At 40.0% G+C, this 23,624-nt stretch carries 20 protein-coding genes; 10 read left to right on the forward strand and 10 right to left on the reverse strand.

Annotated features, from left to right (window positions below):
- Window position 1: 1 nt before the first annotated feature.
- Window positions 2-889, forward strand: a complete 888-nt coding sequence (locus tag GSF09_RS08340; RefSeq protein ID WP_159800492.1) for a glycosyltransferase family 2 protein — start codon at window positions 2-4, stop codon at window positions 887-889.
- Between the two features lie 38 nt (window positions 890-927).
- Window positions 928-2,361: an oligosaccharide flippase family protein gene (locus tag GSF09_RS08345; protein ID WP_236564864.1), complete on the forward strand. Its 1,434-nt coding sequence runs from the start codon at window positions 928-930 to the stop codon at window positions 2,359-2,361.
- A gap of 2 nt (window positions 2,362-2,363) precedes the next feature.
- Here GSF09_RS08345 and GSF09_RS08350 read toward each other — a convergent pair whose 3' ends face one another.
- The 3 genes from GSF09_RS08350 to gcvP form a co-directional block, all read right to left on the reverse strand.
- Window positions 2,364-3,422, reverse strand: a complete 1,059-nt coding sequence (locus GSF09_RS08350) for a 3-oxoacyl-ACP synthase III family protein (RefSeq protein ID WP_159800494.1) — start codon at window positions 3,420-3,422, stop codon at window positions 2,364-2,366.
- A gap of 122 nt (window positions 3,423-3,544) precedes the next feature.
- The gene (locus tag GSF09_RS08355; RefSeq protein ID WP_159800495.1) at window positions 3,545-3,916 is read right to left on the reverse strand and encodes a group III truncated hemoglobin; all 372 of its coding nucleotides are present in this window, start codon (window positions 3,914-3,916) and stop codon (window positions 3,545-3,547) included.
- A gap of 38 nt (window positions 3,917-3,954) precedes the next feature.
- Window positions 3,955-6,804: an aminomethyl-transferring glycine dehydrogenase gene (gene gcvP, locus GSF09_RS08360; RefSeq protein ID WP_159800496.1), complete on the reverse strand. Its 2,850-nt coding sequence runs from the start codon at window positions 6,802-6,804 to the stop codon at window positions 3,955-3,957.
- A gap of 137 nt (window positions 6,805-6,941) precedes the next feature.
- Between gcvP and GSF09_RS08365 the strand changes: the two genes are divergently transcribed.
- Entirely contained in the window at window positions 6,942-7,763 is an 822-nt protein-coding gene (locus GSF09_RS08365; protein ID WP_159800497.1) for a hypothetical protein, read from the forward strand.
- A gap of 29 nt (window positions 7,764-7,792) precedes the next feature.
- On the opposite strand, the gene GSF09_RS08370 is transcribed toward GSF09_RS08365, so the two are convergent.
- From GSF09_RS08370 to GSF09_RS08380, 3 genes are read right to left on the reverse strand one after another with little or no spacing between them, the layout of a single operon-like run.
- Window positions 7,793-9,820, reverse strand: coding sequence for a M3 family metallopeptidase (locus tag GSF09_RS08370; protein WP_159800498.1), 2,028 nt, complete (start codon window positions 9,818-9,820; stop codon window positions 7,793-7,795).
- A 24-nt stretch (window positions 9,821-9,844) separates the two neighbouring features.
- The gene (gene purE / locus GSF09_RS08375; RefSeq protein WP_159800499.1) at window positions 9,845-10,333 is read right to left on the reverse strand and encodes a 5-(carboxyamino)imidazole ribonucleotide mutase; all 489 of its coding nucleotides are present in this window, start codon (window positions 10,331-10,333) and stop codon (window positions 9,845-9,847) included.
- A 2-nt stretch (window positions 10,334-10,335) separates the two neighbouring features.
- Window positions 10,336-11,490, reverse strand: a complete 1,155-nt coding sequence (locus GSF09_RS08380) for a 5-(carboxyamino)imidazole ribonucleotide synthase (RefSeq protein ID WP_159800500.1) — start codon at window positions 11,488-11,490, stop codon at window positions 10,336-10,338.
- 211 nt (window positions 11,491-11,701) lie between these two features.
- Here GSF09_RS08380 and GSF09_RS08385 point away from each other — a divergent pair, with 211 nt between their 5' ends.
- Window positions 11,702-13,165, forward strand: coding sequence for a glycoside hydrolase family 130 protein (locus GSF09_RS08385; RefSeq protein ID WP_159800501.1), 1,464 nt, complete (start codon window positions 11,702-11,704; stop codon window positions 13,163-13,165).
- 62 nt (window positions 13,166-13,227) lie between these two features.
- Complete coding sequence (locus GSF09_RS08390) at window positions 13,228-14,511, forward strand: MFS transporter (RefSeq protein ID WP_159800502.1); 1,284 nt, start codon at window positions 13,228-13,230, stop codon at window positions 14,509-14,511.
- A 4-nt stretch (window positions 14,512-14,515) separates the two neighbouring features.
- Here GSF09_RS08390 and GSF09_RS08395 read toward each other — a convergent pair whose 3' ends face one another.
- The 3 genes from GSF09_RS08395 to GSF09_RS08405 form a co-directional block, all read right to left on the reverse strand.
- Complete coding sequence (locus tag GSF09_RS08395) at window positions 14,516-15,064, reverse strand: hypothetical protein (RefSeq protein WP_236564865.1); 549 nt, start codon at window positions 15,062-15,064, stop codon at window positions 14,516-14,518.
- Window positions 15,065-15,083: 19 nt separating this feature from the next.
- Entirely contained in the window at window positions 15,084-17,162 is a 2,079-nt protein-coding gene (locus GSF09_RS08400) for a TonB-dependent receptor (protein ID WP_159800503.1), read from the reverse strand.
- Window positions 17,163-17,243: 81 nt separating this feature from the next.
- Window positions 17,244-18,518, reverse strand: coding sequence for a sorbosone dehydrogenase family protein (locus tag GSF09_RS08405; protein ID WP_159800504.1), 1,275 nt, complete (start codon window positions 18,516-18,518; stop codon window positions 17,244-17,246).
- 188 nt (window positions 18,519-18,706) lie between these two features.
- Between GSF09_RS08405 and hpt the strand changes: the two genes are divergently transcribed.
- From hpt to obgE, 5 genes are all read left to right on the forward strand, one after another.
- A complete protein-coding gene (gene hpt, locus GSF09_RS08410) occupies window positions 18,707-19,234 on the forward strand; it encodes a hypoxanthine phosphoribosyltransferase (RefSeq protein ID WP_159800505.1) in 528 nt (175 codons plus the stop codon).
- 18 nt (window positions 19,235-19,252) lie between these two features.
- Window positions 19,253-19,828: an adenylate kinase gene (locus GSF09_RS08415; RefSeq protein WP_159800506.1), complete on the forward strand. Its 576-nt coding sequence runs from the start codon at window positions 19,253-19,255 to the stop codon at window positions 19,826-19,828.
- Between the two features lie 11 nt (window positions 19,829-19,839).
- Window positions 19,840-21,114, forward strand: coding sequence for a hemolysin family protein (locus GSF09_RS08420; RefSeq protein WP_159800507.1), 1,275 nt, complete (start codon window positions 19,840-19,842; stop codon window positions 21,112-21,114).
- 88 nt (window positions 21,115-21,202) lie between these two features.
- A complete protein-coding gene (locus GSF09_RS08425) occupies window positions 21,203-21,844 on the forward strand; it encodes a carboxypeptidase-like regulatory domain-containing protein (RefSeq protein ID WP_159800508.1) in 642 nt (213 codons plus the stop codon).
- 83 nt (window positions 21,845-21,927) lie between these two features.
- Window positions 21,928-22,929, forward strand: a complete 1,002-nt coding sequence (gene obgE / locus GSF09_RS08430) for a GTPase ObgE (protein ID WP_159800509.1) — start codon at window positions 21,928-21,930, stop codon at window positions 22,927-22,929.
- Here the strand turns inward: obgE and GSF09_RS08435 are convergent.
- A complete protein-coding gene (locus GSF09_RS08435; RefSeq protein WP_159800510.1) occupies window positions 22,926-23,624 on the reverse strand; it encodes a LytTR family DNA-binding domain-containing protein in 699 nt (232 codons plus the stop codon). The two genes, obgE and GSF09_RS08435, sit on opposite strands and share 4 nt — an antisense overlap.

The following is a 23,624-nucleotide window of genomic DNA, read 5'->3' on the forward strand; positions in this document are numbered from 1 at the left end:
CATGCCCCATTTATTATACAAAGAAGTATATATAATAATCGTTACTTATAATGGTAGTATTTGGATTGATAAAAATATACAATCTTTATTACTCTCTTCATACCCTGTAAAAATTATAGTCATTGATAATAATTCAACAGATGATACTCTAAAATTACTTAAAAAGTATTCCACAGTAGATTTAATTCAATTAAAAAAAAATTTTGGTTTTGCAAAAGCTAATAATATAGGGATTCGTACCGCTTTGGATAAAGGAGCAGATTATATCTTTCTTCTTAATCAAGACGCATGGATATTTGAGGATACCATCCTCAATTTAATTGAAGTAATGAAAATGAGTAGTAAAAATGGAATTGTCAGTCCATTCCATTATGCAGCCACCAAAAGTGAACTGGATACTAGTTTTAAAACATATTTGAGCCGCTCATTAATTATTGATGCACAACAAAAATTGTATTCAACTGAATTTGTCAATGCCGCAGCATGGATGTTAAGTAGAGAATGTATTGAAAAAGTAGGTTTTTTCGAGACAATGTTCGGACATTATGGGGAGGATAGGAATTACTGTGATCGTGTTTTATATAAAGGATATACGATATTAATCACCAAAGAAGCTGAAATAGTGCATGATCGTCAAATTATCCGTAGCTTCAGTAAAGATCTTATCCAAAGTAAATATAAAATATTAACAACGCTTATAAACCCTAATCATAACATTCTACATGCGTACCTATTAGGTTTAAAGGAGGTGTTTGGATTGCCAAAATATTTCAGCAAATTTTACAACATAGGAAAAATAGTATATATGGTAGGTGAGCTATTGACATATTATGGAGATTTTATTATTAAATCTCGACAAGTGGTTAAAGCTAGAAAGCGCGCTTTATAATGAGAGTACAAAATTCATCCTTTGCAAAACAAGTTGTTTTGTACTCAATCATTAATTATATTGGTACCGCCATAGGTGTTGTTTCCACATTGCTTATTTATCCAAAAGATAAGGTTTTTCTGGGAACTGTGCGCTATGTTGAAAATATAGCCCAGCTTTTATATCCTGTAATGGTTTTGGGAGCTTCGCATGCGCTTATAAAATTTTACCCCACGCTCGACGAACAAAAGAAAAGGCAGCTATTTAACTACAGCCTGGCTTCCATAAGTGTAATAAGCATCATTGTATTTTCGGGGATATTGCTTTACGGTACTTTTGCTGAGGATGAAAATTCCATGCTGTTTTTCTATGCATTTCCCGTAGCTGTTTCACTGGCTTTTATTGAGCTTTTCAGGAAGCAGGCCCAGGATTTGCAAAAGCTTGCAGTGCCCACATTATTTGAAAAAATAATACCGAAGGTTGTATTGCCATTACTGTTTATAGCCTTATTTGCAAAAATATTAGGTGTTTTTCAGTCCCTGTTTTTGTATGCTTTAGCATATATAATTATATTTTTAATTACGGGTATGTATCTTTTCCGGCATTACAAGCCGGGCTTTAACTACAGGTTTTCAACGCTTTTCGGTTCTATTTCCAGAAAAGATTATTTCAGGTACAGCCTTTATGCTTTTGCCGGGAGTATAGGCTCGCTCCTTGCATTTCGTATAGATGGTATTTTTATTTTTAACCTTATTTCGGAAGAAGCGAATGGAACCTTTAATATAGGGGTTAACCTTGCTTCAACCCTGCAAATTCCCGCCATAGGTATGTTCGCTTTGTATGCCCCAATCATTTCAGGCTATTTACAGGATGATAATTTTACTGACCTTAATGTAAAATATAAAGAAACAGCCCGGCTGCTGTTTTTTATTGGGGCAGTTTTTTTTAGCTGTGTGGTGCTGGGGGTAGAAGATTTATTCCGCCTTTTACCTACTTATGAGCAACTAAAGGGAAGCATACCCGTTATTTTTATTTTGGGGTTTAGTGTGCTGATTAATATGGCAACAGGTTTTAATACCGAAATTATAACCTACTCCAAATACTACAAGTTTAATATGGTTGCCATATTAACACTTGTGGGGGTAAACATAGCTTTAAACCTGTTGTTTATATATCACACAGATTTAGGTTTTATAGGTGTAGCAATAGCCTCATTCATTTCCATGACACTTTTTAACCTGTCCAAACTTATATTTATATATAAAAAATTCAGGCTGCTGCCTTTTGATGCTGCGTTTTTTAAACTTGCAGCAGTTTTCGCCTTGTCAGGTGTTTTATGCTATTTTCTGCCGGGCTTTACTAACCCGTTAGCCGATTTAGTTTTTAATACAGGATTAAGCCTTACCATTAATATAACAACAGTGTATAGGCTAAGGCTTGTTTATCAGGTAAACGTTTGGATTGATAAAGTGATAGATAAGTTTAAAAGATAAACTTACACGCGGTAAACAAAAGCATTAATATTCATACCTGCACCCACAGAGGCAAATATCACCACATCGCCTTTATTAATTTGCTGGTTTTCCAGTTGCCCTTTTATCAGCAGGTCATACAAGGTAGGTATAGTAGCTACGCTGCTGTTACCAAATTTATGTATGCTCATGGGCATTACACCTTCCGGCGGAGTTTTATCGTATAGCTTAAAGAACCGTTGTATAATTGCCTCATCCATTTTTTCGTTGGCCTGGTGTATCAGTATTTTTTTCACATCATTAATTGCAACGCCGCTTTCGTCAAGGCATGATTTCATGGCATCGGGCACATGGTTTAGTGCAAATTCATAAATTTTCCTGCCATACATTTTTATATACCTTATGTCAGGGTCATGATTTTTATTATAAGAATTTCCGAAGAAAAGGAAATAAGCCTCATCATAGGTAAATGATGCCGTTTCATGCGCAAGTATACCGCCTTCATCATCTGTAGCTTCAATTATGCTGGCACCCGCCCCGTCAGAATATATCATACTGTCCCGGTCATGCGGGTCAATTACACGCGAAAGGGTTTCGGCCCCTATTACAAGGCATTTTTTTGCCATGCCCGATTTTATGTAAGCCTGTGCCTGTATAACACCCTCAACCCAGCCGGGGCATCCAAACAATATATCATAAGCAACGCACTTAGGGTTTTTAATCTTAAGACTGTGTTTTACACGGCTTGCCAGGCTTGGCAGTATATCCGATTGTATGGCTCCCTGCTTTACATTGCCAAAGTTGTGGGCCATAATAATATAATCAAGAGTTTCTGGGTCTATGCCGGCATCCTTAATTGCCTTTTCAGCAGCAAAAAAAGCTATATCACTGGTAAGCAGGTTATCCTCTGCATACCTGCGCTCTTCAATACCTGTTATCTGCCTGAATTTTTCGGCAACCACTTCATTTGAATAGATGAGGGGTATGCCCTGCTCATCCAGAAAATCGTGGTTTGCAAATTCTGCATTGGCTATTGCACGTGTTGGTATATAACTTCCGGTTCCGGTTATTTTAATATTCATATTGTTTGTTTATAATTTAAAGATACTTATAAAAAACGATAAAATAGTAAATTATGTTATGCGTGCATATTATTTTTTTGAAAAATTAATTTACAGTTTAATTTGTTGCAGGAAAATTAATTTTATGAGGCAAATAATTTTATTTTCATAACAGTGGCAATAGACTCAGCCCTGGTTTTTGCCCGTTCGGCAGTAGCTCCATTAAATAAATTATCAACTGTGGTATTAAAATGCTTAAGCCATATAGTAAAATGCTCATCAGTTAAACGTTCTTTACCATTAAGGTCAAGATGAACCTGCATAACATTTTTACGGTAGCTGCCTTTATAAAGTAAACTTTGCTCCCAAAAATCAGTTAATGAAGGCATATGTTCTTCAAGGTTAATTTTTGCAACATCCGTAAATATGTAATTTATGGCAGGGTCATTCAACAGCCGTGAGTAAAATTCCCACAACAGTTTTTCAAGGTCGGCGCGGTTTTCTATATCTTTCATTGTATAAAAAAAGCTGCCTTTAGGCAGCTTTGCTATAATTAATTTTCCATGTAAGCTTCAATGGGTGCGCAGGAGCATACCAGGTTACGGTCGCCATAGGCATCATCAACGCGGCGCACACCCGGCCAGAATTTATTATCGTATAAATAATCCAGCGGGAAAGCTGCTTTTTCGCGTGTATAAGGCAAGTCCCAGGAATCAGATGTAAGCATAGCCAGAGTATGCGGAGCATTTTTCAGCACATTATTTTTGTCATCGGCATTTGCTTCGTCAATTTCTTTGCGTATGGCTATCATGGCATCGCAAAAACGGTCAAGCTCCTCAAGGTTTTCACTTTCAGTTGGCTCAACCATAAGTGTGCCTGCCACAGGGAAAGAAACTGTTGGGGCATGGAAGCCATAATCCATTAAACGCTTGGCAATATCGGTAACCTCAATACCTTTAGTTTTAAACGGACGGCATTCTAAAATCATTTCGTGCGCTGCACGTCCCATTTCGCCTGTATAAAGTGTTTCGTAATAACCGGATAGCCTTTCTTTAATATAATTGGCATTCAGGATGGCATATTTTGTAGCTTCTGTAAGCCCTTCAGCCCCCAGCATGGTTATATAACCATAAGAAATAAGGCATACCAAAGCTGAGCCCCAGGGTGCAGCAGAAATAGCAGTAATGGCTTTATCTCCTCCTGTTTTTACTACCGGGTTGCCTGGCAGGAATGGTACCAAATGGCTTGCCACACATATAGGGCCAACACCCGGGCCGCCGCCGCCATGCGGTATAGCAAAAGTTTTATGCAGGTTAAGGTGGCATACGTCAGCACCAATCGTTGCAGGGTTTGTTAAGCCCACCTGCGCATTCATATTGGCTCCGTCCATATAAACCTGCCCGCCGTTTTCGTGTATAATTTTGGTTATCTCTATAATAGAGGCTTCATACACACCATGGGTGGAAGGATAGGTAACCATAAGGCAGGCAAGATTGTCTTTATGAAACTCTGCCTTTGCTCTTAGGTCTTCCACATCAATATTACCGTTTTCAGATGTTTTGGTAACCACTACATTCATTCCGGCCATATTTGCCGTAGCAGGATTGGTGCCATGTGCAGATGCCGGTATAAGCGCGATATTCCTGTGGCCTTCACCACGTGATTCATGATATGCCCTTATTACCATTAAGCCTGCATATTCGCCCTGTGCTCCTGAATTGGGTTGTAAGGTAGTGCCTGCAAATCCTGTAATTATATTAAGCTGGTGTTCCAGCTTTTTAAGCATTTCCTGGTAGCCTTCAGCCTGTTCAACAGGTGCAAAAGGATGGATGCTGTTCCACTCAGGCAGGCTCAGCGGAAGCATTTCGGCAGCGGCGTTAAGCTTCATAGTGCATGAACCTAACGATATCATGGAGTGGTTAAGTGCAAGGTCAAGGCGCTCCAGTTTTTTAATGTAGCGCATTAATGCCGTTTCACTGTGGTATTTATTAAAAACTTCGTGTGTCAGGAAACTGCTTTCCCTTTTCAGGTTTTGCGGTATAGTTGCCTGTGAAAGTTCTTTAACAGTTTCGGCGGTTTTACCTTCAGCTTCTGCAAATACAGCAACAATATCGTTAATATCCTGTAAAGAAGCTGTTTCGTTTAAAGCTATAGAAACGGTGTTATTATCTATATAATAGAAGTTAATTTCCTTTTGCTCTGCAATGGTTTTTACTTTTACTGCATCTGCTGCTTTTACAGTTACAGTATCAAAAAAAGTATTGTTTACCTGGCTAAGCCCTAAATTTTTTAATGCAGTGGCTACGGTAGCAGCAGAGCGATGTACTTTTTCAGCAATATACTGCAATCCTTTTGGGCCATGATATACGGCATACATACCTGCCATAACCGCAAGCAATACCTGCGCGGTACAAATATTAGATGTTGCTTTTTCACGCTTAATATGCTGCTCGCGTGTTTGCAGTGCCATGCGCAATGCACGGTTGCCGTTGGCATCAATAGTAACTCCTATTATCCTGCCCGGCATACTGCGCTTGTATTCTTCCTTAGTGGCAAAATAAGCCGCATGAGGGCCTCCGTATCCCATTGGGATACCAAATCGCTGTGTTGTGCCTACTACCACATCAGCTCCCATTTCGCCTGGCGGAGTTAATGCTACAAGGCTTAATATATCGGCAGCTACTGCTGTTTTTATTTCGTTGTTTTTTGCTTTAGCAATAAAACCTGCATAATCATTTACATGGCCCTGCTTGCCCGGGTATTGAAGTAAAGCACCGAAAAATGCTTCAGAAAAATCAAACTCCTCATGGTTTCCTATAACAAGTTCCACACCAATAGGTGTAGAGCGCGTCTGCAATACAGAGAGGGTTTGCGGCATTACCTCCTCGCTTACAAAAAACTTATTTACATTGTTCTTTTTTTGGTCACGGGTGCGCACATCAAATAATAATGCCATAGCCTCAGCGGCGGCTGTACCTTCATCAAGCAGAGATGCATTAGCTATTTCCATACCTGTAAGTTCAATAACTGTAGTCTGGAAATTAAGCAATGCTTCAAGCCTCCCTTGTGCTATTTCCGCCTGATAGGGCGTATAGGCTGTGTACCAGCCCGGGTTTTCAAAAATATTCCTTTGTATGGGTGCAGGTACAATAGTATTATGGTAACCCAAACCTATATATGAACGGTATAGTTTATTTTTATTACCCAGTTGCTGAATATGGTTTAAATATTCATACTCTGTCATGGCTGCATCAAGCTTAAGCGGGGCCTTTAACCTGATATCATCCGGCAGGGTTTCATATATCAATTGGTCCATATCATTTACACCAATTGTTTTGTACATATGCTGAAGGTCGTTTTCCCTTGGGCCTATGTGTCTTAAAGCAAAAGCATCTGTTCTCATTATATTTAACTAGGTGTTGTTTTTTAGTGGCACAAAAGTAATTATTTATGTTCAAATTTTTATGCGTTACATAGGGGTATTTTGTGAATGTTTCAACAATTGATAATAACTTTTGTGATATTCATTATTTTTACTGAATGAAACTTTTGCAGCAGCTTTTTAATATTTATATATATGGCAGCATACATGTAGCAGTATCTGTACTTTCGCTGGTGCTGATGACTAACCATATGTTTGCCCTGCCCTTTGATTGGGCTATAGCTGTGTTTGCCTTTTGCGGCACTATGTTCAGTTATAATTTTATGAAATACGACGGGCTTTTTCGTGTAAAAAAGGTTGCTTCCGCAAGAGTTAAATTCATAGTAGCGCTTAGTACAGTTGCCTTGGTAGCCGCCGGATTTTGCTTTTTTTTCCTAAGGGAGGTTACGCAAATAACTGCAGTGTTGTTTTTAGGCTTTACAGCACTTTATACCGTTCCGTTTTTTCCTAATACAAAAAGCCTGAGAAACTGGAGTGGTATAAAAATTTATATTGTGGCATTATGCTGGGCAGGGATTACAACCCTTTTGCCTTTATTAGACGCCGGTGTTGCCTTATCTACAGATGTTTATTTAAAATTTGCACAACGCTTCCTGCTGATAATTGTACTGATATTGATTTTCGAGATAATCGACCTTAAGGAAGATGACCCCCACCTGAAAACGATACCGCAGCAAGTAGGGGTTAAAAATACCAAAATACTGAACCTTTTACTTTTAATTCCTTTTTATGTACTGGAATTATTTAAATCGGTTATAGATGGTTACCAGCTTATAATAAACATAATACTGGTTATAGCAGTAGCACTGTTTACTGTTTTTGCCACCCCGAACCGTCCCAAATTATATACTCTTTTTTGGGTTGAAAGCATACCTATACTATGGTACGGCCTGGTGGTGCTTAAAAGTATAATTCACTAAAAGAAACTGCTTTCAAAAGTTAATTTAATTTAAAGCAAGCCAGCTCTTTTTAGTAACGCATCCGGTTTGGGTTCCTGCCCCCTGAAACGTTTGTATAAAATCATAGGATGTTCGGTACCGCCTTTGGAAAGGATATTATCCCTGAATTTAGTTGCAACTTCTTTATTAAATATGCCTTTTTCCTTAAAATATTCAAAAGCATCTGCATCCAGTACTTCAGCCCATTTATAGCTGTAATACCCTGAGGAATAACCGCCCTGGAAAATATGTGAAAAGGCAGTACTCATCGCGTTTTCTGAAACATCAGGATAAAGCTGTGTGGGTGCAAATTGCTCCATTTCAAAAGTTTTAACATCATTAATGTGTTGCGGGTTTTCGCTGTGCCAACCCATATCAAGCAATCCGAAACTTAGCTGGCGAAGTGTTGCCATACCTTCCATAAAGCTGGCGCTTTCCCTTATTTTTTCAATATATTCCATGGGTATCATTTCGCCGGTTTTATAATGGCGTGCAAAAAGTGCCAGTGCTTCCGGCTCATAACACCAGTTTTCCATAACCTGGCTTGGCAGTTCCACAAAGTCCCAATATACACTGGTGCCACTCAGGCTGGGATAGGTAGTATTCGCAAGCATGCCATGCAGCGCATGCCCAAATTCATGAAACAGCGTTGTAACCTCGTTAAAAGTAAGTAGCGACGGCTTTGTTTCGGTAGGTTTTGTAAAATTACACACGATAGAAACATGCGGCCTTTCGTTTATCCCGTTTTTGATGTACTGAGGTTTATAGGATGTCATCCATGCGCCATTACGTTTTCCTTTACGTGGGAAGAAATCAGCATAAAAAACAGCAATAAAGTTTCCGTTTTCATCTGTAACTTCATAAGTGGTTACATCTTTATGATATTTATCTATATCTTCAACCTCATTAAACTGCAATCCGTAAAGTTTTCCGGCTATGGTAAAAGCGCCATTCAGCACATTGTCAAGTTTAAAATAAGGCTTCAGCTTTTCATCATCAAGATTAAAAAGTTTTTGCTTCAGCTTTTCACTATAATAAGCACCATCCCATTTTTCCAGTTTTTCCGGCCCGCCCGTTTCCTTTGCAAAAGCGGTTAATTCACTAAACTCTTTTTGCGCGGCAGGTTTGGCTTTAAGTAACAGGTCATTTAAAAACTCTTTTACTTTTTGCGGACTTTCGGCCATGCGCTCTTCAAGTACAAAATCTGCATGCGATTTATACCCTAAAAGGTTAGCGCGCTCATGGCGCAGTTTTACTATTTGCAATACTATTTCCTGATTGTCAAACTCATTGCGTTTAAACCCTTTCGCGCCAAAAGCAATTGCCATTTCTTTGCGCAGTTCCCTGTTGTCTGCATAGGTTACAAAAGGCATATAGCTTGGAAAGTCAAGGGTGAAAACCCATCCTTCTTTTTCCAGGCTCATGGCAAGCTCACGTGCCGCTTCTACAGTACCTTCCGGTAATCCGGAAAGGTCTTTTTCTTCAGTAATATGCAGTTGGAAAGCGTGAGTTTCTGCCAGTACATTCTCGCCAAACTGTAAACTTAGTTTGGAAAGTTCTTTATCAATTTCGCGCAGCCTGTTCTTTTTGTCCTCCGGCAGGTTGGCCCCGTTGCGAGAAAAGCCTTTGTATTTTTTTTCCAAAAGTGTTTTCTGCTCTGTTGTAAGCTCAAGGCTGTCCCTTTTGTTATAAACGGCTTTTACCCTTTCAAATAAATCTTTGTTGAGCCTTACATCATTCCCAAATTCAGATAGCATTGGCGAAACTTCCTGTGCTATTTTTTGTATTTCGTCATTTGTTTCTGCCGAATGCAGGTTAAAAAAAATGGAAGAAACCCTTTCCAGCATTTCGCCGCTGTAGGACATGGCAGCAATGGTATTTTCAAAAGTTGGTTCTTCCGGATTGTTTACTATATCGTCAATTTCCTTTTTTGCTTTTTCAATACCTTCTGTAAATGCAGGCAGGAAGTCTTCATTTTTTATTTTGCTGAAAGGTGCTGTATCGTGCTTAGTGGTAAATTTATGTGTAAGTACATTCATAGTTTATATTGCCTTTATTGACAATTATTCATTTGTTTTCAGTTCTGCAGATGCCTTATTCACTGCGTCTTTAAGGCTAAGCTTATAGGCTATTATTTTAGCCTGTATTATTTTGTTTTGGCTGCCAAGTATTTGTGCTGCCAGTATGCCGGCGTTTTTAGCTCCGTTTAGTGCCACAGTAGCTACGGGAACTCCGCCCGGCATTTGCAATATGGAAAGCATGCTGTCCCACCCGTCAATAGAATTACTGGACTTTACAGGCACGCCAATAACCGGAAGCGGCGACATAGCGGCAACCATGCCCGGCAGGTGCGCTGCGCCGCCTGCCCCTGCAATTATTACGGCTATCCCTTTTGTATGTGCATCTTTGCTGAATTCATACAGTTTTTCCGGTGTGCGGTGTGCCGATACTATATCTACTTCGGTTTCAATGCCAAAATCCTTAAGGATGTTTATAGCTTCCTGCATTACGGGCATATCGGATATACTGCCCATTATTACTGCTACCTTCATAATTATTTACTGATTACCTTAATTGTATTCTTTACTTCTTCTGCTATTTTTCTTGCCGTGGCAACATCCTCATTAACTATTGTTACGTGCCCCATTTTACGGAAAGGCCTTGTTTCCCTTTTTCCGTATATGTGTGGTGTTACCCCGGGTTGGCTTAATATTTTTTCAATATTTTCATAAACTACATCGCCTGTAAAACCTTCCGCGCCTACAAGGTTTACCATTATGCCTGCTGCTTTACTACCGGTGTTACCCAAAGGCAGGTTTAATATTGCCCTTAAATGCTGTTCAAATTGCGATGTATAACTTGCTTCTATTGAATAATGCCCGCTGTTGTGCGGCCTGGGGGCAACTTCGTTTACCAATATATCGTCATCTTCCGTCTGGAACATTTCAACAGCCAAAAGCCCCACGTGGTTAAATGCGCGGCTCACTTCAAGCGCAACAGTTTTTGCTTTTTCGGCAACTTTATTATCAATTCGTGCTGGGCAAATAACATATTCAACCTGGTTGGCTTCCGGGTGAAACTCCATTTCCACCACCGGATAGGTTTTAATTTCTCCTTGCGGGTTTCGGGCAACAATTACCGCCAGCTCATTTTTAAACGGAACCATAGCTTCTGCTATGCACTGTACATTGGGTAAATTATCAAGGCTTTCTTTATTTTTTATAACTTTTACTCCCATGCCGTCATAGCCGCCTTCTGTACTTTTCCATACAAAAGGTATAACTACGCTGCCGTTTTCTACAGCCTGTTTTAAATCATGGGCGTTTTCAAATCTTTTATAGGCTGCGGTAGGTATATTGTTTTCAGAATAAAAATCTTTTTGTGTGCCCTTATTTTGTATCAGTTTTAATGTTTTTGGCGAAGGGTAAATCTTAATTCCTTCATCTTCCAGTTTTTCAAGGGCCTGTACATTTACATGCTCAATTTCAAAGGTTAGCACATTGGCCTGCCTGCCAAAGTTATAGACAGTATCAAAGTCCATAAGGCTTCCTTTTACAAATTTATTGCAGCCTGTTTTGCAGGGCGCTTCATCACTTGGGTCTAAAACATAGGTTTGTATATCAAATTTCCGGGTTTCGGTAAGGAGCATTTTTCCCAGTTGGCCGCCTCCTAATATTCCAAGTTTAAAATCGGAAGAAAAATAATTCATTTTTGTGTTGTTGTTTATAGTGCCAAAGATACTTAAAGCCTTAAAAATTTGCTATTAATTAAGCAATATTTATAAAAGCGGCCAGCAGGTGCAAGAGTAATTCCTGTAGTAATTTTACGTAATTTTAGCATTTGTGAAAGTCAATTATTACAAATTAAGTTGTAATTTGTGATTAAGAAAAGTTGTAGGGCCGTTTGAAAATTATAGAAAGATGAGGTTATCAGTAGAGCGCAAACCTGTAAAGGTATTACCGGATACTAAAAGGGTTATTGCACGTTTCTTTTTTAATGGGGAAGAACGTGCACTGGAGTTGATAAAGAAAATACTTGCAATGGATAAGGAAAAGGTGTTTTCCATAACATCACCCTTGCTGCAGGATTTTTCCAAAAGGCACAGGAGTATTACAAAAAAGCTTTTACAGCACTGTGAAAGGGTGAGGCCGATTATAGAAAAGCTGGGTGCTGACTATAATGCCCTGGATGAATTTACAAAACTGCTGATAGGTTCCTATTTTACCCATGAATATTCTATTGAATCGGCGGCGTTTTTCAATCCTTCGGTGGTTCAGGATCCTGACCAGACAAACCTTGAAGAAGGCCAGCTTCGTGTTATCTTAAGTTTTCGTGCGGTAGGAGAGGGGCATGTTTCATCGGTTGTTTTCCGCAGGGCTATTATTGACAGGAATAATAATATTACTGTAATACCGGCAGGTAATTATATTGATGAGGCCGAGAAAATACATAACCTGGTATATCATAAAAGGCAGTTTATAAAAAAGGCGCAGGAAGAAGACATAAACGATGAGTTTCTTAAAATAGTGGATGAAAAGCTGGAAGACCGCTTTGATTACCAACAGCTGAAGGCACTTATACTGGAAGTAAAAAAGAATACCACCGACAGGAAAACAATAATGCAGTATAATTCCATTTTGGCATTGTCTGACAGCTATCGCAGGATAAGCTTTTCAAAGGATACCGATATAAGCGACAGGGTTATTTTCCCTATTTCGGACTTTGAGATTAAAGGTATTGAAGATGCCCGTTTTGTACGCTTTACAGAGGATAACGGCAGGGTGGTATATTATGCCACATATACGGCTTACGATGGATTGCACATAATGCCCAAACTTTTAAAAACCACCGACTTTTACGAATTTAAAACCAGCCCGCTTCATGGGGAGGGTGCGCGCAATAAAAACCTTGCACTTTTTCCACGTAAGATAAATGGGCGGTATGCCATGCTTTCACGGATTGACGGCTGGAACAATTACCTGATGTATTCCGACAACATTAATGAATGGGAAAATCCTATTAAAATACAGGAGCCTGAGCACCCATGGGAACTGGTGCAGATTGGAAACTGCGGCTCGCCAATTGAAACAGAATACGGATGGCTGGTAATAACCCACGCAGTAGGCTCTATGCGCCGCTACAGTATAGGGGCTTCCCTGCTGGATATAAATAATCCTGAAAAAGAAATAGGCAGGCTTAAAGAACCTTTAATTATGCCCAACCCTGACGAACGGGAAGGATATGTACCCAACGTGGTATATTCCTGCGGGTCTATTATACATAATGGCGAACTTGTAATACCCTATGGGCTTTCTGACCACAGTTCGGGCTTTGCTACCGTAAATCTTAAAACACTGCTGGAAAGGCTTATGCAGGGCGGTTAATTATTTTCTTTTTTTAAAACCCTTCCCCCTTACTGTTGTATATTTGCCAAAATTTTTCAGGTATGGAGCAGGACGGGGGCAATAACAGCCGGTCCGGTTTCTTTAAAAAGAACCCGGTACTGAAAATCCGTGAATTCCTTTCATTTTTAAGCATACGGTTTGGGCTCATTTTTGCGCTCAACATGCAAATCACAATTATTTTTTATTGGGTTTACCATATAACCAATGATAAACTTGCGTTGGGTTTTGTAGGTCTCGCTGAAGTTATACCTGCTATAGGCTGTTCGCTTTTTGCAGGCCATTTTGTTGACCTTTCCGAAAAGCGTAAAATGGTGCTTACCTGTATTATAGCCTACATATTGCTAGGTGCTTCACTTTTTATACTTACCACACCTTATTCTTTTAATGCGCTTGGCCTACAGCCCACATTATACCTTATTTATTTCCTGGTATTTTGCGGTGGGGTAATCCGCTCCTTCATGGGGCCTTCGGTATTTTCACTATTCGGGCTTATTGTTCCGCGTAAAAATTATGCCAATGCTACAAGCTGGAGTAGTATGGCATGGCAGACAGGTTCTGTTATCGGGCCTTTGGCAGCAGGTGTACTTATCGCTTTTGATGGGGTTATAGCAGGTATGCTTGCAGTAGTTGCTGTAGAGCTGCTTTTACTTATACCCATACTCTCAATAAGTACAAAGCCCATACTTAAAAAGGAAAAGGAACCTATACTGCAAAGCCTTACCATGGGGATAAAGTTTGTTGTAAAAACACCTGCGCTATTAGGTGCACAGTTACTGGATATGTTTTCTGTACTCTTTGGCGGTGCTATAGCGTTGCTTCCGGTATATCAAAAGGAAATACTGCATGTAGATGAGGTTGGCTTTGGTATTTTAAGGGCTGCCCCGGGAATAGGCGCTTTGCTTACGCTAGGCATCCTTGCTTTTTTGCCATTGCGCACACATCCCGGCAGGAAACTTTTTGCTGCAGTAACAGGCTTTGCACTCTGTATAATTGGTTTCGGTATATCAACCAACTTCATACTTTCTTTTTTTATGCTGCTTTTTTCAGGTATGTTCGATGCTGTAAGTGTGGTAATAAGGAGTACCATATTACAGCTTGTAACACCTGACAATATGCGGGGACGAGTTGCTTCGGTAAATACTATGTTTGTTAGTTCCTCAAATGAGCTTGGCGATTTTGAAAGTGGCGTAATGGCGCACTGGCTTGGCACCGTAAGGGCTGTTGTGGTAGGGGGCTGCCTTACCTTGGGGGTAGTGGCAGTTACATTTTTCAGTGCACCGCAACTGCGTAAATTTGGCTATGAAGAGGAAGAAGTTAAAGAGTAAACCTTTACTTTATACTTTTAAGTACTTCCCTTGCGGCCACTTTATAAGCCGCGGTATGGTGTTGAAAATCCTGTTGTAATATATGTTTCAGTTCAGGGTAAATCCAATCCTGTTTTTTGCCGAGTAAATAAAGTGCTCTCATAGCATACGCTTTTGCAGCGACCTTGCCCTCCGGGTTGATTAACCAGTCAAAACAGGCTTCTGTAATAAGCTGTATATGGCCTTTTGTTAGAAAGTCGCTCTCCTCCTGGTGCTGTACGGCAAAAAGACAGATTTTTGATAAAGAGCGTATGGCACCATCATGTTTAAGGCTGCTTATTGAATTGCAGAAATGGTCAAGATAGGGTAAAAGCCATTCAATTTGCTGTTCTAATACCAGTTCAAGTATCCAGCAGGCTTTATGGTAATCCTTATCCTTAACATCCGTTGCCATGCCAAGCAAATCCGAAAACAGGGATATATCGGCTAATACCATGCCCGAAAGCTCATCGCGTATGGGGCGGTGTGCGGTACTGCCCGCTACTTTACGGCGAAATGAGTTTTTTATTTCCACAAAACGAAAATAGCAAAAATTAAAACAGGTAGCTTACAGAAATATTACCATAGTAATTTACGGGCTGCCCGGGGTAGTAATAGCGGGGTGCTGCACCGCCAAAACCAGTAGCATTAACAAGCACCATTGAGGCATAATGGGTATTGGTTACGTTATTTGCCCCTGCTGAAATGTGGGCTGTTAACTGTGGTAACGGGTTAAAGCGGTAGCCTGCCTTTATATTAAGCAGGTTATAAGAATCTGCATAGGCCGAATTAGCATCATTAAGCGGTATGCTGTCGGTAAAATAGTAATCGGCTGAAAAGTATAAGCCTGTACTGCTTTCAGCCAGTAAGCCTGCATTTAATTTATTTCTGGGTACGCCAGTCAGCTCATTGCCGGAATAATCGCTGCCGTTATTCATAAAATCCTTAAATTCATAATTACCTATAGAGGCACTTGCATACGGCTGAACTGAAAATCCTGCTGTAAACGGATAAAAATATTTAACAAGCGCTTCAATACCCTGGTGCAGTGTCTGGCCTGCATTTACACCAACATACCTGTCATCGTCCACACGCTGTGCTACAAGCAGGTTGTTTATCTGCATGTTGTAAACAGCAAATTCTGCATAAAGCGTTTTTTTGAGCAGGTAAAATTTACCGCCAATTTCAAAATTATAGCCGCTTTCAGGTTTAATGTCAGGATTTATTCTGCCTTCGGGAGTAAGTGTTTCTTCTATTGCCGGCATTGAAAAGCCCCGGCTTGCGGAGGCATATAATGTTTGTATTGGGCTAAACTTATATAATAATGATGCCTGTGGCAGCCAAATGGCTCTATATTCATAATCCTGTGAGGAAGCATTTTCAGGAGGAAAAGAGCTGTCGAGCCTGAATTGCGTTTTATTATAATTTAAACCTGCCTGTACTTCAATTTTTTTTGACAGTTGTACCCGCAGTTGGCTAAAGGCATTAATAAAGTTGCGCTTTTGTTCATTTTGTGTTAACCGTTCTCCCTGCAGGCTGCCTTTTCCGTTGTTTTGCTCATAAAGGTTTTCAAAAGTACCGCCTTTAAAGCCATCTTTAAAATATTCCATCCCTGCTATGAAGTGAAATTTTACACTCCCTGTGCTAAAATCTCCCGAAAATTGAGTACGTGCACCGTAGGCTATATTCTTCTGGGTTAGGATATCAAACGGGCGGGGCTCATAATTTTCTTTTGCATTTATAAACACCGATGTGGCATTTTCCAGCCAGCGGGCAGCCTGCCAGTTATAGGAAAGCCCACCTAAATAGGAGTCATATTCTTCATACCCTTTTGCAGCTTTCCAGGTAAAGGCAGCGGCACGCGGGTTATTTTCAAAAGCAGACTTATCTACAGAGCTTGGTATGTAGGCTTTCATATAAGTATAATTGCCAAAATATGTAAGGTTATTATTCCCTTTCCTTAAAATATCGCCTGCCAGTGTTATGCCTTCCCTGTTATAGGAACTGTTCTCCCTGTAGCCGTCGGTTTCCAATTTATGGTAATTAAGGTTAAGGCTGCCGCCTTTGGTTTCAAGCCCGTAATTTATAGTGTTCTTCGCTAAACCGAAAGAGCCGTGCGTACTGCTTACCGCAACACGGCTGCCTGGGCCAGCACTGTGCTTCGGGTTAATTATTATAGCACCCCCAAGCCCTGCACCATAAAGGCTGGAAAGCGGGCCTTTTATAATTTCAATAGTACTGATAGCTTCAAGGTCTATATCTTCTATAGTGGTTTCACTGTCACCCGATGTAAGCGGTATGCTGCCATAAAACGCCCTTATTTTATTTGTACCGTAGGGCGTGCGTGCACCGATACCCCTTATGCTTATCCTGTTGGTATTTAAGCTCCCTGATTGCATAAATATGCCGGGAAGCGTGTTAAGTACGGGAGCAATATCGCTAAGGTTATTGCGCTGTATTTCGGAGGGAGAAAGCAACCCTATTGCAGCGGGTGTATTCAAAAGGCTGTCATTAACATGATAGTTGCTTATAACCACTTCCTGCAAAACTTTGTTATTGCTTAGGGAGTCAGCAGGGGTTTGGGCTAATGCGTAACTGCACATTAAAAGCAATAGGCTATACCTGTAGGGCATAATTAATAATTAAAAAAGCTGCTTAAATATTTTCCAAACCATGTAGTGGAATACTATTTAAACAGCCTGTTGAGGTTTTGTTTATTTGTTTGCGCTTACCTTCCAAACGGTATTGCCGCTGTCATCATTTACAAGTAAGGAGCCATCATTCATAACGGTAACGGCAACAGGGCGTCCATATACCTTTGCTTTTTTCTCATCTGCTATAAAGCCTGTAAGGAAGTCCTCTGGCTGCCCGCTTGGCTTTCCATTTTTAAAAGGCACAAATAGTACTTTATACCCGCTTAGCACTGAACGGTTCCATGAACCATGCTGGCCTACAAATGCACCGTTTTTATATTTTGCAGGAAATGCATCTTTATCGTAAAACGCAATACCGAGTGAGGCTGTATGGCTGCCCACGGGAACATCTGGCACTATAGCTTTTTTTACCAGGTCAGGGCGTTTGCCTTTCATCCTTGGATCTTCAATCTGCCCAAAGTAAGAATACGGCCAACCGTAAAATCCGCCTTCTTTTACACTGGTTATATAATCAGGTACTAAATTATCTCCCAGTTCATCACGTTCGTTAACTGCTGTCCAAAGTTCATTATTTGCAGGGTTCCAGTCCATGCCTACCGGATTGCGCAGCCCGCTTGCATAAATGCGTTCTCCGCTTCCGTCAGGATTAATTTCAAGTATATTGGCACGGCGCACTTCTTCCTCCATGCCATGTTCTGCGTTATTACTTGCAGAGCCTACCGATATATAAATTTTAGAGCCATCGGCATTACTTATTAAGTTGCGCGTCCAGTGATTGTTATAACCGCCGGCCGGCAGGTCAACAATTTTTTCTCCTTTGCCCTCCAGTTTTAAGGTGTTATTTTTATAGGGGTAACGGTAAAGCCCATCGGTATTTGCTACATAAAAATAATTGTTTAACACAAGCATGCCGTAAGGCTGGTTTAAACCTTCCAGGAAAACATTACGGGTTTCAAATATTCCGTCATTATCCTTATCTCTGAAAACCGTAACCCTGTCGGCACTATTATGAGTGCCCGACTCTACTATAAAAACGTCATTGTTAGGAGCAATATAAGTGTTGCGAGGGTTTTTTAAATCGCCCGCAAATTTTGTAACGGTAAACCCCGCCGGGGCTTTTGGGGTACTGCCTTCCGGCCAGTCTTCCATACCGCTTCGTTTTGTTACTGATTCCGATGAGTAAGGTGCGGGTAATGTAATATCGCCTATAGCGGTTGTAACTGTTGTACTGCCCTGCTCTTTAGCCTGTTCTTTTTCTTCTTTAGTTACCTGCCCTTTGCAGGAACTTAAAAAAATAAGCCCCAAAAGCGCGAATGAAAGTGATGTTTTTTTCATGTTTAAGGTTGTTTGAAAGTGGATTTCAGATGAACGAATTTACTTATTTCAGCCTTTTATGCTGTAGTAAAGCCCTGAATATTAAATATATTTTAACATTCATAAAAATATTGCAAAATACTCAGGCTAATAAGGGCTGCTGTTTTGTAATTAGTATATTTGCAGTTTATTATTAAAATTATTGAAAAGTGATACAGCTTCATGACAAGCATTTTGTACCTTTTATAAATGCGGTTCAAATTAACGAAGCCATAGCCCGTATGGCACGGCAGGTTGAAAATGATATGGGGGACGAAATACCGGTATTTATAGGTGTGCTTAATGGTGCTTTTATGGTAGTGTCTGATTTTGTGAAACAGTATAAAAAGCCCTGTGAGGTTAGTTTTGTAAAATTATCTTCTTACGAGGGCACTTCCACAACCAATAGTGTAAAACAGCTTATAGGCTTAAATGACAGCCTTAAGGGCCGTACCGTAGTAATTATAGAAGATATAATTGATACCGGAAATACAATTGTAGCCCTTAAGGAAATGTTTGACGGTCAGGAAGTGAAACAGCTTAAAATAGCAACACTTTTCCTTAAGCCCGAAGCTTATAAAAAAGATATTAAGCTGGACTATGTGGGTTTTGAGATACCTAATAAATTTATAGTGGGCTATGGCCTTGATTATGACGGGCTGGGCCGTAACATACCTGAAATATACCAACTGCAATAATCAACTCAACTAAATACAATGATCAATATTGTGCTATTCGGCAAGCCGGGGGCAGGCAAAGGCACCCAGGCAGAATTTTTAAAAACCAAATACAACTTAACCCATATTTCCACAGGCGATGTGTTTCGTTATAATTTAAAAAATGACACGGAGCTTGGAAAACAGGCAAGGGCTTATATGGACAGGGGCGACCTTGTGCCTGATGAGCTTACAATTAAAATGTTGCAGGATGAGGTTGAAAAACACCCTGATACAGCCGGTTTCCTTTTTGACGGCTTTCCGCGTACTATTGCGCAGGCACAGGCACTTGATGCCTTTTTAAAAAGCAAAGGCTGGCAGGTAACCGCCACAATAGCACTTGAGGCTGACGATGAAGTACTGGTACAGCGCCTTTTAGAACGTGGAAAAACAAGTGGACGTGCCGATGACCAAGATGAAACTCTTATAAGGAACCGTTACCAGGAGTACAATGAAAAAACAGCTCCGCTGATGGATTATTACCGGGCGCAGGATAAATTTTATGCTGTTAACGGTATAGGCTCTATTGCCGAAATAACCGAAAGGCTAAGCCTGGTTATTGATAAGCTCAATTAAAACACAAGCATTTGGAAATAGCTATAATAGTTTTTTTGATATTACTGAACGGTATTTTCTCGATGTCGGAAATTGCGCTGATATCGGCACGAAAAAACCGTTTGGAAAATGCTGCAAAAAAGGGTAATAAAAGCGCGCAGACCGCGCTTGACCTGGCCAATTCGCCAAACAAGTTCCTTTCTACCGTACAGATAGGTATTACACTTATAGGCATATTGACAGGTATTTATAGTGGTGATAAGGTAACCGATGATGTAGAGGCATTTTTTATCCAGTATGAAGCCCTGCGGCCTTATGCAGAAAATATTGCAGTGGGTGTAGTGGTGGTTATTCTGACTTTTTTCTCTTTGGTTTTAGGAGAATTACTGCCCAAAAGGGTGGGGCTTACCTATCCTGAAGGCATTGCCAAGACTGTAGCACTGCCCATGAAATTCATATCGGTGGTAACTGCACCATTTATATGGCTTTTAACGGTTTCTACCGAATTCATGATGAAACTTTTAAGGATTCGCCCTACTGCTGACGGAAAGGTTACCGAAGAAGAAATAAAGGCAATAATCAAGGAAGGCACAGAAGGCGGTGAAGTGCAGGAAATTGAGCACGACATTATGGAGCGTGTGTTCCATATTGGCGACAGGAAGGTTAATTCACTTATGACACACCGTAAATCAGTAGCCTACCTTACTTTCGGTTCTGATAAAAACCGCATACGAGAGATAATGCTGGATGAGTTGCACTCGGTTTACCCGGTATGCGAGGATAATCTTGATGATGTGATTGGCGTGGTATTGCTGAAAGATATATTTGCCAATTATGAAAAAGAAAAATTCAACCTTAAGGAAATAACCAAAGAGCCGGTTTACTTAATAGAGCATACCTCGGCTTATAAGGCACTTGAAATTTTTAAGGAAACCAAAGTACATTATGCATTTGTAACCGATGAATATGGAGTATTTCAGGGTATAATTACGCTTAATGATATTCTTGAGGCATTGGTAGGGGATGCGTCAGACTTTTACCACGATGAATTCCAGCTTGTGGCTAACGCCGATGGTACCTGGACTGTAGATGGGCATTACCCGTTACATGATTTCCTTACTTATTTTGAGCTTGACGAACTGATTAGCGAATATGAGGTAACCACAGTGAGCGGGCTTATAATGACTGAACTCTCCTATATACCCAAAGAAGGGGAAAAGCTGGCATGGCATTTATATGAACTTCAGGTTTTAAAAATGGACGGGGTTAAAATTGAAAAGGTTTTAATCCGTTCAATAAAGGAATAAATTGCTTAAAATAGAAAAAAAATTACTTTTTAGATTTTTATTTAAAAATAAATAGTATGTTTGCTGTATTAATTTAATTTAAAACAGCATGAAAAAAATTTTATCTTTCGCAATAGCATGTCTGCTATTAACTGCCTGCTCAAAAGAACCGGGTTCTGTATCAGGTAACGTGTATTACAAGTATAATAATTTTGTGGGCAATAAGCCTGACTCCGGCGCAGAAATTAAAATGTACAGCCTTGCTGATGGCAATCAGGAGGTTACTTATGAAGCTACAACCGATGTTCAGGGTAATTATAAAATAGCAGATGTTGTTCCCGGTGATTACCTGGTTATTGTAAAATCTGAAAATACCACCGCTTTGGTGAGGGATATATTGATGCAGTTTAAAGAGAATTCTGAAGCTGTGAATACTATATTTGGTGTAGATTTAAAGGCAATAGGCCTTACATTAATAAGTATGATGGAACTGGAAATGAAGATGGATGAGGCAATGGCCGATGCTAAAGAAAATATATCTAATGCTGATGTGTACCTGAAAGATTATTATAAGTATTCTGATGAATTAAAGGAAAAAGAAAAGAAACTGAAAGAATCAATACCAATGGAATTTCAGGAAAAGTTTGGGCTTAAGGGTTCTGTAGCACCTAAAATGGAAGTAAAAGTTATTACTGTTGAGGAAGCTAAAGATGCGCAAAGCAATATTGATTTCGGAGTTACATATAATTAAGGTATATCAAAAATTTTATAGTAAGTTTACAGTGCCGTATAACGGCACTGTTTTTTTATAAATATTGATTAAAAAAGGAGATAATGACAGAAGGGAACTTTGTAGATTATGTGAAGATTTATGTTGCCTCAGGTAAAGGAGGCAGGGGATCTACACATTTGCACAGGGAAAAATTTATTGAAAAGGGAGGGCCTGATGGTGGTGACGGAGGCCGTGGTGGGCACGTATATTTAGTGGGCAATAAAAACCTGTGGACATTGTTTCACCTTAAATTTGCAAGGCATATAAAAGCGGGGCATGGCGGCGATGGTGGCAGTTCCCGCAGTACAGGTGCTGATGGTGAGGATAAATACATAGAAGTACCGTTAGGTACCGTGGTGCGCGATAAAGAAACCAATGAAGTGCTTTTTGAAATTACCGAAGACGGCGAACAAAAAATTATAGCTAAAGGCGGCAAGGGCGGCCTGGGGAACTGGCATTTCAGGAGTTCTACCAACCAGACGCCGCGTTATGCACAACCGGGGCTGCCGGGTGAGGAACTGGATATTATCCTTGAACTGAAAGTGCTTGCAGATGTAGGCCTTGTAGGCTTTCCCAATGCAGGTAAATCTACCTTGCTGTCGGTTGTAACATCGGCAAAGCCAAAAATTGCAGATTATCCTTTTACTACCTTAAAACCTAACCTTGGTATTGTTGCTTACAGGGACTTCCAGTCGTTTGTTATTGCTGATATTCCCGGTATTATTGAGGGTGCTGCCGAGGGTAAGGGGCTTGGCCATTATTTCCTGAGGCATATTGAACGTAACTCAACACTGCTGTTTTTAATTCCGGCGGATGCCGAAGATATTAAGGAACAGTATGAAATACTTTTGGATGAGTTGCGCAGGTATAATCCTGAACTCCTGGATAAAGACAGGCTTGTGGCAATATCTAAAAGCGATATGCTTGATGCTGAGCTAAAGGCCGAAATGAAGCAGCAATTAGATAAGGATTTTGAAGGGATACCTTACCTGTTTATTTCCTCGGTTGCACAGCAGGGCTTAACTGAACTTAAGGATAAGCTTTGGCAAATGCTGAATAATTAATTGTCTGCTATTTTTTTAAAAAACGCTTCCTTATAGGTTTCGCCTACGGGCAATTCTTTCTCGTTTACAAAAACCGAAAAATTATCGGTTGTATCAATATGTTTTAATGCTACTATGTAAGAGCGGTGTATTTGTATAAAATCATTAGCAGGCAGCAAACCTGCAATATTTTTTAATGAACTGTGGGTTATTACCATGCCTTTTGCAGTATGCAGGCAAATGTAATTTTGCAGGGCTTCTATATATAAAATATCACTGGTAAAAACTTTGGCAAACTTGTTTTTGCCATCCGTTTTTATAAAAAGATAGTTCTGTGTTTTATTTTCCTGTGGTTCCTGCACATTTTGCGGTGCAAGCTTTGAAACAGCTTTATAAAACCGCTCAAAAGATATTGGTTTCAGCAGGTAGTCAGCAGCATTAAGTTCAAAGCCTTCAAGGGCAAAGTCAGGATAGGCGGTTGTAAATATAATCTTAATCTTATCTGATAATATTTTAGAAAGCTGCAATCCTGTTAGCTGCGGCATCTGGATATCAAGAAACACAACATCAACAGGGTTGGTATTTAAATATTCAAGTGCCTTTAAGGAATCGTTGAAGGATGCTTTTTTATCCAGGTAGGAAACTTTTTCCACATGCTTTTCCAGCAGGCGTATAGCAGGCGGTTCATCATCAACTATTATACAGGTCAGTTTCAT

Source organism: Flavobacterium sp. MK4S-17, assembly GCF_009848495.1.
Classification (GTDB): Bacteria; Bacteroidota; Bacteroidia; order Flavobacteriales; family Flavobacteriaceae; genus Flavobacterium.

Bases quoted from the DNA above. Each gene is read 5' to 3' on its own strand.
- GSF09_RS08400 (WP_159800503.1), bottom strand. From the start codon at position 17,162: ATGCCCTACAGGTATAGCCTATTGCTTTTAATGTGCAGTTACGCATTA.
- GSF09_RS08415 (WP_159800506.1), top strand. From the start codon at position 19,253: ATGATCAATATTGTGCTATTCGGCAAGCCGGGGGCAGGCAAAGGCACC.
- obgE (WP_159800509.1), top strand. From the start codon at position 21,928: ATGACAGAAGGGAACTTTGTAGATTATGTGAAGATTTATGTTGCCTCA.
- GSF09_RS08435 (WP_159800510.1), bottom strand. From the start codon at position 23,624: ATGAAACTGACCTGTATAATAGTTGATGATGAACCGCCTGCTATACGC.
- GSF09_RS08425 (WP_159800508.1), top strand. From the start codon at position 21,203: ATGAAAAAAATTTTATCTTTCGCAATAGCATGTCTGCTATTAACTGCC.
- GSF09_RS08390 (WP_159800502.1), top strand. From the start codon at position 13,228: ATGGAGCAGGACGGGGGCAATAACAGCCGGTCCGGTTTCTTTAAAAAG.
- purE (WP_159800499.1), bottom strand. From the start codon at position 10,333: ATGAAGGTAGCAGTAATAATGGGCAGTATATCCGATATGCCCGTAATG.
- GSF09_RS08385 (WP_159800501.1), top strand. From the start codon at position 11,702: ATGAGGTTATCAGTAGAGCGCAAACCTGTAAAGGTATTACCGGATACT.
- GSF09_RS08355 (WP_159800495.1), bottom strand. From the start codon at position 3,916: ATGAAAGATATAGAAAACCGCGCCGACCTTGAAAAACTGTTGTGGGAA.
- GSF09_RS08405 (WP_159800504.1), bottom strand. From the start codon at position 18,518: ATGAAAAAAACATCACTTTCATTCGCGCTTTTGGGGCTTATTTTTTTA.
- GSF09_RS08340 (WP_159800492.1), top strand. From the start codon at position 2: ATGCCCCATTTATTATACAAAGAAGTATATATAATAATCGTTACTTAT.
- gcvP (WP_159800496.1), bottom strand. From the start codon at position 6,804: ATGAGAACAGATGCTTTTGCTTTAAGACACATAGGCCCAAGGGAAAAC.
- GSF09_RS08370 (WP_159800498.1), bottom strand. From the start codon at position 9,820: ATGAATGTACTTACACATAAATTTACCACTAAGCACGATACAGCACCT.
- GSF09_RS08350 (WP_159800494.1), bottom strand. From the start codon at position 3,422: ATGAATATTAAAATAACCGGAACCGGAAGTTATATACCAACACGTGCA.
- GSF09_RS08365 (WP_159800497.1), top strand. From the start codon at position 6,942: ATGAAACTTTTGCAGCAGCTTTTTAATATTTATATATATGGCAGCATA.
- GSF09_RS08380 (WP_159800500.1), bottom strand. From the start codon at position 11,490: ATGAATTATTTTTCTTCCGATTTTAAACTTGGAATATTAGGAGGCGGC.